We start from the raw sequence: 7,229 nt of genomic DNA, 5'->3' as shown, positions 1-7,229 counted from the left end.
GCAAGACGCTTTTTCAAACCCTTGCCCCGAACAAAACCCCGAAAACACCGTCTCCGAAGCCCGCTGGGCCAGCCCGTCTCCGAGCGAGGCGGCGATATACGTCCGCTCTTTCCGACTGGCAAGCGGCAAAAGCGGCTTTCCCGATCTATCCACAGAACGGGCGCTTATGCACAGGACGAGGCCGCGCCCTACCCCGCCGCTATATAGGTGCGCAGGCTTTCAGCTTCCTGCGTGGCCTGGGCGATCTGGCATTTGACCACGTCGCCGATCGAGACGACGCCGGCCAGCCGCTTGTCCAGCAATACGGGCAGATGGCGGATTCGGCGGTCGGTCATACGCGCCATCAGCGCCTCGACCGTTTCGGCCGGATCGGCGAAGACCACTTCGCTCGTCATATAATGGGAGACGGGACGCTTCAGCGCCTCGGGGCCGTCGCGGGAGATGGCGCGGACGATGTCGCGCTCTGACAGGACGCCGACCACGCCTGCGTCCTGACAGACGATCAGCGCCCCGACCTGGCGTCGCTCCAGTTCGGCGCAGGCGTCATTCAGAGAGGCGTCCGGCGCCAGGGTGAAGACGGCGTCTCCCTTGCCCTTGAGAATCTCGGCGACCAGCATGGCGACTTCCTCCTTATGGGCAGGCCGTCGTCCGCGCGTGTCGCGGACCGGCCGCAAGGCGGACAGGTTCGCTCAGACGCCGCCGATAGGCAAATCACGGCGCGCGGCGAACCACCCGCCGATGGGGCCGATGGCGACAATACCGAACAGGAAGCCGACGGCGTGCGCTTCCCAGGCGATGCGGGCGCCGTCCGCGCCCGGCGCCAAGCCGATCAGGCCCACAATGAGATTCACCGCCATCCACGCAGCGGACGCTTTCAGAACCATGGGATGAAACAGCGGCAGGACTCGCCCATGCCCGCCCATCAACCGGGTCGCGGCGCCGATCAGGCCGAAAACCGCGCCCGAAGCTCCGACAAGCGGCGCCATGCTGTTCGGATGCACCAGGCCATAGCCCAGCGCCGCCACGGCGCCCGCCGCTATATAGAAGAGAATGAAGACCAGGGGCCCCGGCCCGCGCTCCATCAGCCGCCCCACGGGCGCGCCGAAGGCCAGGGCGCCCACGGCGTTCATCGTCACATGGGGCCAGTTGCCATGCAGCAACATGGAGGTGAACAGCCCCGTCCATTCTCCGCGCCACAGCTCCAACGGGACGAAGGCCATGGAGAGTCCCTGATCGGGAAGCCGCTCCTGCAGATAGAAGAGCACCGGCATGGATGCTGCGATCAGCAGAGGCAGGAAGGGCGCGTTGAAGATCTTTTCGCGCGGCGGCCGCGGCGAACGGGCGTCAGATTGGGACATTCGCCCTTGATGGGGCCAGTCGCATCCGATCTCAAGACGCCGTTTTGCGCCAATACGACACTGAAACCGTATGGCACGGTCATTGCGTGAGCCGTTCCAGAAGTTCTCGGGAGCGCCTTATGCCGTCTCATAGCCTGACACTCATGACCGTAGCGGCCGCCGCCGTGCTGGCGGTCCTGCCCGCCGGTTCGGCCGCCGCGCAGTCGACCGGCTCGGCCGGAGCGGGCCAGTTCCAGGCCGGCTACGGCGCCTCGCGCTACACCACCGCCCAAGCCAGCCGCGGCACGACCCGCGACGCCAACGGCAACCGCCTGGTTGTCGACGGCATCATTCAGCAGAACGGCAGCGCCTACTCGCGCAGCGGCAGCAGCTCTTCGTCCAGCCACTTCAGCGGCGGCGTCGGATCGGGCGGCGGAACCAACATCGGCGGCTCCACCGCCATCGGCAACAACCTGAATGTGGTCGTCCAGGGCAACCGCAACACGGTCGTCGTCAACTCCAACCAGACCAACAACGGCGCCATCAACGCCGGCACCACCCTGAACGGGCCCCGTCCATGAACATCTCCGCCATCCGTCGCTCGCCCGTGCGCGCCCTCGGCTGCGTCGCCGCCGCTGCTGCTCTGCTGAGCGGCTGCGCCACCTCGGCCGGTCCCTCGGGCCAGTACGCCAAGCCGATCGGCAATGCGCCGGTCACGTCGAACCCGACGCCCTATTCGACCGCGCTGTACTGCCTGGCCGACTATGCGCGCCGCTACAACCTGCCCTCGCCGCGCATGGCGGTGGGCCGGATCAGTGACTACACCGGCTCTATCTCCTCGGACGGCGGCCGCCAGATCACCCAGGGCGCGTCCCTGATGGCCAACACCGCCCTGGCGAAAGCCGGTGCCCGCATCGTCGAGCGTTACGACACCTCGGTGTCCGAGCTTGAGCTGCGCTACGCCAACAACAAGCTGATCGGCGACGACGTGCCGAACGGCGCGCCCCAGGACGCCGCCTTCCGCCGCATCCTGGCCGGTCAGGTGCCGGGCTCGGACTTCTATGTGGTCGGCGGCATCACCGAGGTGAACTACAACATCCGCTCGGGCGGCTTCGACATCGCCGGCGGCGAAGTGGGCCAGAACGGCGGCTCGGGCCTGCTGACCGGCAAGGTGTTCGTGATGAACGTCGCGATCGACCTGCGCCTGGTGCAGACCACCACCCTCGAGGTCGTGGACGTCGTCTCCTATCAGAAGCAGATCGTCGGCCGTGAAGTGTCGGCGGGCGTCTTCGACTTCCTGAACGGCAACGTCTTCGACATCTCGGCCGGCACCAGCGGCCTGGAGCCCGTCCAGCTGGCGGTTCGCGCCCTCGTCGAACGCGCCACGGTCGAATTCATGGCCAATCTGTACGGCGCCCCCGGCCCGGAAATCTGCCTCAACCCCGCCAATGACCCGCTGGGCGACAGCCCGGTCGGCGCCACCGGCGGCTACTATCCCGCTTACGCAAACACGGACACGAACAATGGCCAAACTCGCGCCGACCCGTCTCGCTGGCACGATCGCCGCGACAGCGCTGTGCGTGGCGGCGGCCGCTGAGGCTTCCGCTCAGGATCGCGGGCTGGTCCTGAATGAACAGCTCAACCTGGGCGACGTCATCAGCGGTCAACGCCTGAACGTCGTCAACGTCAGCGATAACGTCGCCGTGTCGAACGCCGCCATGGGCAACGCCCTGTCCGGCGGCGCCGACGGCCGCGCCGCCGACATCCGCTCGACCCAGGACATGCAGGGCGCCGCCGTGGCGGACACCTCCCTGACCCTGCGCGGCGAGACCGGCTATGTGAACAGCGTGACCCAGGCGCGCGGCAACTATCTGGCCGGGACCGCGGTCAACACGGGCATCGACGTCGACGCCGTTCAGAATCTGAACGGCGACGTCACCGCGCGCAGCCAGATCGTGGAGACCGGCGCTCGCCTGAACTACGGCGGCCACGTCTCGGCCGACGCCATCGGCAACACCGTCGCCCTGGGCGCGAGCGGCACGGGCGAGCAACGCGGCGCCGTCACCGGCCGCACCGATCAGAACTCGACCGGCGAAATCTACGCCGAGAACGAAGCCCGTTTCACCTACGCCCCGGCGCCGGCCGTCTTCAGCAGCCAGGCTTCGGCCAACGCCGTGCAGGCGACCTCGACGCCGAACTCGCACCAGAACCTGGCGGTCAGCCAGAACGCCTCGGGCGCCGGCGTCACCGCCTGGACGGGCGTGTGGGCGGGCAACGCCTGGGACATCGCCGCGCGCAGCCGCGCCGCCTCCAACCAGGCCGCCTTCTACAACCAGGGCGGTTCGCTGGTCGTGGATGTGGATCAGCAGAACGCGGCGGAAGTGCTGTCGCGCACCGAGCTCAGCTCCTATGACTTCGGCGCCGCTCATTCGACGGCCGAGGCCGTGGGCAATGAGGTTCATGCGGGCAACAACGACATCTATGTCAGCATCGACAACACCCAGATGAACACCGGCGGCGTCACCGCCAGCGCCGGTTTCACGGGTCAGAACGGTTACGACGCCTACGTCGGCGCCAATGCGGCGGGCAACGCCGTCACCGGCTTCGGCTGCTCGACCTGCGGCAGCGACCTGAACGTGCGCAACAGCCAGACCAACATGGGCGACGTGCGGGCGACGGCGACGACCAACATCAACGGCTGGGGCCGCAACGTCGTCGCGGGCGCCAACGCCGTCGGCAACACGGCGAGCTTCTACGTCACCAATCCGGGAAATTAACTTTCGGTAACTTGAGGCAGTCAAGTTCGTTTGTCACCGTGAACAGGCGCGAGGCTGAAGAAGCTTCGCGCCTGTCTTACGTGCAGGGCCGCAATCAGTCCCGGGGGCCGCCCGCTCGCACGTCGCGGAGACTACTGAATGCGATCCCCTCGCCGCCTGCTCCTGCTTGCCGCGTCCAGTCTCGCCCTGATGGGCGGAGCCGCGCTTCCCGCTGTCGCCCTGACCCCGCCGTCAGCGGTCGCGACGCAGGACGCCCAATCTTCCAGGCCCTGGGCCCAGGCGACCAGCGACATTCCCGCCGACGCGGCCGTGCGCTTCGGCGTCCTGCCCAACGGCATGCGCTACGCCATCTTGAAGAACGCCACCCCGCCCGGTCAGGCGTCGCTGCGCCTGCGGATCGCGGCCGGTTCGCTGATGGAGAACGAGGACCAGTTGGGCCTCGCTCACTTCATGGAGCACATGGCCTTCAACGGCACGACGAACGTGCCTGAAAACGAGCTGCTGCGGATTCTGGAACGCCTGGGCCTGGCCTTCGGCGCCGACACCAACGCCTTCACCAGCTTCGACCAGACCGCCTATACGCTGGAGCTGCCGCGCACCAACGACGAGACCGTCGACACCTCGCTGCGGATCATGCGCGAACAGGTCTCCGAAGCCCTGATGAAGGCGGAAGACATCGACGCCGAGCGCGGCGTGATCGAGGGTGAAGAGCGCCTGCGCAACACCCCCGCCCTGCGCTCGCTGAAGGCGCAGATCGCCCTGCTGGCGCCCGGCCAGCGTCTGTCGAACCGTCTGCCGATCGGCGACCTCAGCATCATCCGCAGCGCCCCGCGCGAGCGCTTCGTCGAGTTCTACGAAGCCTATTACCGCCCCGAGCGCGCCACCATGATCGCGGTCGGCGACTTCGACGTCGATCAGATGGAAGCCAAGATCAAGGCGACCTTCTCGGACTGGACGCCCAAGGCCGCCGACGGTCCCGAGCCCGATTTGGGACAGGTCGCCCCGCGCCAGCCCGAGACCCGCATCCTGGTCGAGCCGGGCGTGCAGTCCTCGGTCCAGTTGAACTGGATCCGCAATCCCGACCTTGATCCCGACACGGCCGCACAACGTCGCGACGCCCTGCTGCAGAACCTGGGCATGGCCGTGCTGAACCGTCGCCTGGGCGAACTGGCCCGCGCCGACAACCCGCCCTTCATCGGCGCCGGCGGCGGCCAGGGGACTCTGTTCAAGACCCTGGACCTCGGCAGCGTCTCGGCCGCCTTCAACCCCGGCGGCATCAAGCGCGCGCTGGAGACCATCGAGCAGGAACAGCGCCGCCTGGTGCAGTTCGGCGTCTCGCAAGTCGAACTGGATCGCGAAGTCGCCAATACGCGCACGGCGCTGGAAAACGCCGTTCAGGCCGCAGCGACGCGCAGCACCCCGGCTTTGGCCAACGCCCTGCTGGGCGCCGCCAACGACGACAAGGTGTTCTCAGCGCCCGCCACTGACCTGGCCCTGTTCGAGGCCGCGGTGAAGGATCTCAAGGCGGAACAGGTCAGCGCCGAGGTCAAGCGCGCCTTTGAAGGTCAGGGCCCGCTTGCCCTGGTCATCACGCCCGAACCGATCGAGGGCGGCGAGGCGGGCGTCACCGCCCTACTGGAAGCTAGCCGCGCCACCCCCGTGACCGCCCCGGCCGCCCAGGTCGAACTGGAATGGCCCTACGCCGACTTCGGCGCCGCCGCCACGCCGGCCTCGACCACCGAAGTCGCCGCGGTCGGCGCCACCGTCGTCACCTTCCCCAACGGCGTGCGTCTGACCGTCAAGCCCACCGCCTTCAAGGATCAGCAGATCCTGATCTCGGTCCGCACCGGCATCGGCGAAATGGGTCTGCCGACCGACCGCTTCACCTCCGAGTCCCTCGCCCCGATGGTCTTCACGGCAGGCGGTCTGGGCAAGCTGACGGCGGATGAGCTGAACCGCGTCCTGACCGGCAAGATCTACGGCGCAGGCTTCGCCATCGACGGCGACGCCTATCAGCTGTCGGGCGCCACCCGCCCGGCCGATCTGCAACTGCAGATGCAGGTGCTGGCTGCCTATCTGACCGATCCGGGCCTGCGCCCGGCGCCGTTCGAACAGATCAAGGCCGTCCTGCCGCAGTTCATGGCTCAGCAGATGGCGACCCCCAGCGGCGCCTTCAGCCTTCAGGCCAGCGGCCTGCTGGCCAGCGGCGACAAGCGCGAGTCCATGCCCTCGCCGCAGGAAATCGCGGCCTTCACCCTGGATGAGCTGAAGCAAGGCGTGGTTCAGGGCCTCGCTTCCGGCCCGATCGACATCGTCATGGTCGGCGACGTGAAGGTCGAGGACGCCGTCGCCTCGGTCGCCTCGACCTTCGCCGCCCTGCCCGCCCGCGCTCCGGCCGCCCAGCCGATGGCCGGTTCAGATCAGCGCCGCTTCCCGGCGCCGACGGCCCAGCCGATCCGCCTGACCCACGCAGGTCCGGCCGAGCAGGGACTGGCCTATATCGCCTGGCCGACCACGGATGCGGTCAACGATCGCACCGAGTCGCGCCGTGCCGCCATCCTGGCCGAAGTGCTGAAGCTGCGCGTCCTGGACGAAATCCGCGAGAAGCAGGCCCTGGCCTATTCGCCCAGCGTCCGCGCCTCGGCGTCCGACGTGTTCCAGGGCTATGGCTCCATCTCGATCACGGCCGACACGGCGCCAGAGAAGTTCGGCGCCTTCTTCAGCGCCGTCGACGCCATCATCGCCGACCTGCGCGACAAGCCGATCAGCGAGGACGAGCTGAACCGCGCCCGCCTGCCGGTGATCGAGTCCCTGCGCCGGAGCCAGGCCGGCAACGAATACTGGCTGGGCCAACTGGAGGATCTGGCCGCCAAGCCCGCCTCCCTGGAGCAGATCCAGACGCACATCAGCGACCTGGAATCCTTCACCGCCGCCGACATCCAGGCGGCCGCGCGTCAGTATCTGAAGCCGGACACGGCGTGGAAGGCCGAGGTCGTCTCGGCCAGCGCCGCGCAGTAAGACGGCTTAGACGAAGAAAGGGCCCCGTTCCGCAAGGAACGGGGCCCAGTCATTTAGGCCTATCGACGGAGAGTCGATGCCTGGACCTTAGGCGTCT

General features: G+C 67.9%; 6 protein-coding genes. 4 read left to right on the top strand and 2 right to left on the bottom strand.

All coding sequences use genetic code 11. The annotated features are described in order from the left end of the window. Positions 1 to 188: 188 nt before the first annotated feature. Together BJP32_RS07950 and BJP32_RS07945 are read right to left on the bottom strand one after the other, a co-directional pair. Positions 189 to 617 (bottom strand): CBS domain-containing protein, encoded by a 429-nt coding sequence (locus tag BJP32_RS07950; RefSeq protein WP_046651600.1) that lies wholly within the window; start codon positions 615 to 617, stop codon positions 189 to 191. A 72-nt stretch (positions 618 to 689) separates the two neighbouring features. Next, a complete protein-coding gene (locus tag BJP32_RS07945; protein WP_046651601.1) occupies positions 690 to 1,358 on the bottom strand; it encodes a rhomboid family intramembrane serine protease in 669 nt (222 codons plus the stop codon). Between the two features lie 143 nt (positions 1,359 to 1,501). On the opposite strand from BJP32_RS07945, the gene hfaA reads away from it, so the two are divergent. The 4 genes from hfaA (at position 1,502) to BJP32_RS07925 (ending at position 7,132) form a co-directional block, all read left to right on the top strand. Then, a complete protein-coding gene (hfaA, locus tag BJP32_RS07940) occupies positions 1,502 to 1,918 on the top strand; it encodes a holdfast anchoring protein HfaA (RefSeq protein ID WP_052747924.1) in 417 nt (138 codons plus the stop codon). Beyond that, positions 1,915 to 2,934, top strand: coding sequence for a holdfast anchoring protein HfaB (hfaB, locus tag BJP32_RS07935; RefSeq protein ID WP_003163501.1), 1,020 nt, complete (start codon positions 1,915 to 1,917; stop codon positions 2,932 to 2,934). Before hfaA ends, hfaB begins: the two co-directional genes overlap by 4 nt. After that, positions 2,861 to 4,114 (top strand): holdfast anchor protein HfaD, encoded by a 1,254-nt coding sequence (gene hfaD / locus BJP32_RS07930; protein WP_046651604.1) that lies wholly within the window; start codon positions 2,861 to 2,863, stop codon positions 4,112 to 4,114. Before hfaB ends, hfaD begins: the two co-directional genes overlap by 74 nt. 138 nt (positions 4,115 to 4,252) lie before the next feature. Continuing rightward, positions 4,253 to 7,132, top strand: a complete 2,880-nt coding sequence (locus BJP32_RS07925) for a pitrilysin family protein (RefSeq protein WP_076223543.1) — start codon at positions 4,253 to 4,255, stop codon at positions 7,130 to 7,132. The last annotated feature ends 97 nt before the right edge of the window (positions 7,133 to 7,229 follow it).

Source organism: Brevundimonas sp. ZS04, from assembly GCF_001956865.1.
Lineage (GTDB): Bacteria > Pseudomonadota > Alphaproteobacteria > Caulobacterales > Caulobacteraceae > Brevundimonas > Brevundimonas diminuta.
This window is presented reverse-complemented; position numbering and strand designations above follow the sequence as displayed.